This is a genomic window from Nocardioides sp. (genome assembly GCF_031422975.1).
Classification (GTDB): domain Bacteria; phylum Actinomycetota; class Actinomycetes; order Propionibacteriales; family Nocardioidaceae; genus Nocardioides.
In genome coordinates this window covers 1-2773 of the sequence record NZ_JANPEO010000295.1, presented here as the reverse complement: position 1 = coordinate 2773, position 2773 = coordinate 1, and the positions used below count along the sequence as shown (strand labels likewise).

General features: G+C 71.1%; 3 protein-coding genes. All 3 read right to left on the bottom strand.

The window, feature by feature from the left end; genetic code table 11:
• Nucleotides 1-1241: ribosome biogenesis GTPase Der (der, locus tag RMO85_RS08895; RefSeq protein ID WP_310528368.1), on the bottom strand; the 1241-nt coding region annotated here is incomplete at its 3' end.
• A complete protein-coding gene (locus tag RMO85_RS08890; RefSeq protein WP_310528367.1) occupies nt 1238-2047 on the bottom strand; it encodes a lysophospholipid acyltransferase family protein in 810 nt (269 codons plus the stop codon). The genes der and RMO85_RS08890, both read right to left, overlap by 4 nt.
• Nucleotides 2040-2726 carry a (d)CMP kinase gene (gene cmk / locus RMO85_RS08885; RefSeq protein WP_310528366.1) on the bottom strand — a complete coding sequence of 229 codons (687 nt, stop codon included), beginning with the start codon at nt 2724-2726 and terminating at the stop codon, nt 2040-2042. The genes RMO85_RS08890 and cmk overlap by 8 nt, the downstream gene beginning before the upstream one ends.
• Nucleotides 2727-2773 lie beyond the last annotated feature (47 nt).

Here is a 2773-nt window from a genome sequence, read left to right as displayed (position 1 = left end):
GCATCGAGCTTGCCGCTCGTGAACAGCACGAACGTCGGCGGTGCGGTCGAGGGCTGGGTCGCGAACAGGATCTTGGGCTGCTTGCCGCTGCGCACGGGGTGCGGGTGCTCCCCCACGAGGCGGCCCAGGAACGTGTTGAGCGCCCCCGTCCCGACACGGGTCTCCCACCCCTCGAGGGCCTTGTCGAGCGCCGGCACCAGCCGGTCGACGTGCCAGCCGGTCTTGGCGGTGACGTTGATCCGCGGCGCCCACTGCACCTGCACGAGGTCGCGCTCGACCTCGCGCTCGAGGTAGTAGCGGCGCTCGTCGTCGACGAGGTCCCACTTGTTGAAGGCGATCACCATGGCGCGGCCGGCGTTGCGGATCGTCTGGATGATCCGCATGTCCTGCTCGGAGACGGTCTCGCCCGCGTCGAGGACGAGGACGGCGACCTCAGCGCGGTCGATGGCGGTCGAGGTGCGCAGCGAGGCGTAGTACTCGTGACCCGAGGCCTCCTTGACGCGCTTGCGGATGCCCGCGGTGTCGATGAAGCGCCAGGTGCGGTCCCCCATCTCGACGAGCTCGTCGACCGGGTCGACCGTCGTGCCGGCGACGTTGTCGACGACGACACGCTCGGAGCCGGCGAGCTTGTTGAGCAGGGAGGACTTGCCGACGTTGGGCTTGCCGACGAGCGCGATCCGCCGCGGGCCACCGACCTCGCCGAAGGACTGCGGCGGGGCCTCGGGCAGGGCAGCCATGATCGCATCGAGCATGTCGCCCGAGCCACGACCGTGCAGCGCCGAGACCGCGAACGGCTCACCGAGCCCCAGGTTCCAGAGCCCGGCGGCCTCGGCCTCGGTGCGCTGGTCGTCGACCTTGTTGGCGGCCAGCACGACGGGCTTGCCGGACTTGCGCAGGATCTTGACCACCGCCTCGTCCGAGTCGGTGATGCCGACCGTCGCGTCGACGACGAAGAGCACGGCGTCGGCCAGGGTGACGGCGACCTCGGCCTGCAGCGCGATCCGTTCGAAGAGGCCCTGCGCGTCGGGGTCCCAGCCGCCGGTGTCGACGACGGTGAACGCGCGGCCGTTCCAGTGGGCGTCGTAGGAGACGCGGTCGCGGGTGACTCCGGGCTTGTCCTCGACGACTGCCTCGCGGCGGCCGATGATCCGGTTGACCAGCGTCGACTTCCCGACGTTGGGGCGGCCTACGACGGCCAACACCGGGGTGGGGCCTGTGGGCTCGTCGTCGTACTCGGTCATGATGCTCCCTGCTGGTCGGCCGGTGTGTCGGCCTGGTGATCTGGCTGGTGATGTGGCGTGTCTGCCACGTTGTCTGAGCGGTCGACGAACCCGGTGTCGGGTTCGACCTCGCGGTCCCCGGCCGGCAGAGGTCCGGGGAGACGACGCCCGAGCTGGGCGAGAGTGCTGGCCTGCTGCTCGCGCAGGTGCTCCCAGAGCAACGTCGAGGTGGCCAGTGTGTGTTCCCGGGTGCGCGGCCACGGGGTGCGTGTGGTGTGCCACGTCTCGCCGTACGCCACGTCGATGCGGGCGCGGCGCGGGGGCAGCGAATTGGTCCTGCCGCCCGGCTCGCGGGTGCCGATCTGGTTCACCGGGACCACCGGGGCCCCGGAGACGAGGGCGAGGTAGGTGACGCCGTGGTGGAAGACGTCGAACTCCCCCGCGCCGCGGGTGCCTTCGGGGAAGATGCCGATCGCACCGCCGTCCGCCAACACGCGCAGGCACGACTTGATCGCACTCGGGTCGGCGCCGAAGCGGTCGAGAGGGATCTGGCCGGCGCCGGTGAGCAGCGTGCCCAGCCTGCCGTGGAACATCTCAAGCTTGGTCAGCGCATGCACGGGTCGCGGCGAGAGGATCGCGAGGAGCGGGCCGTCGAGCCAGCCGACGTGGTTGGACGCGAAGATGACCGGCCCCGTCGTCGGGACACGGTCGAGGCCGTGGACGTGCAGGTCCCAGTAGGCGCTGACACCGGCACGGGCGACGGGTCGGATGGTGCGCAGCATCGCCCGGCGTGGATGGTGATCGCTGGGCCGGGGCAGGTCACTCACGCGCCTGACTCCCCACGCTCGACGCGGCCGTCACCGCCTCCACCAGCGCGACGACCTGCGAGATGACCTCGTCCAGGGTGTACGGCGTGGTGTCGATGTGGACTGCGCCGTCGGCCATCGTCAGCGGCGCCGTGGTGCGGCCGGAGTCGATCTCGTCGCGGGCCAGCAGGGACTCCTGGGTGGCGGCGACGTCACCGCCGGCCTCGGCCGCGCGGCGTACGGCGCGGGCTTCCGGATCGGCGGTGAGGAAAAGCTTGACCGGCGCATCGGGGGCGACGACCGAGCCGATGTCGCGACCTTCCACGACGATCCCGCCCTCGCCGATGATCTCCCGCTGCAGCTCCAGCAGACGGGTGCGGACGGCGGGCACCGCACTGACGGGGCTCACCGACGCGTTGACCGCGTCGCTGCGGATGGCGACGGAGGCGTCCTCGCCGTCGAGAAGGATCGTGGGGTCGAGCGGGTCGGTGCCGGACTCGATGACGGGCTCCGCGGCGCGCGCGGCGATGGCTGCTGGATCCGTCACGTCGACGCCGTGGTCGAGCATCCACCAGGTGACGGCGCGGAACATGGCGCCGGTGTCGAGGTAGCGCAGACCGAGCCGCGCGGCGACCCCGCGCGACGTGCTGGACTTGCCGGAGCCGGAGGGTCCATCAATGGCAACGACAAGGGACCTCACGGGAGGTGAGCCTACCGGTGAGTCGTCCAACCGCGAGATTCCAGAGC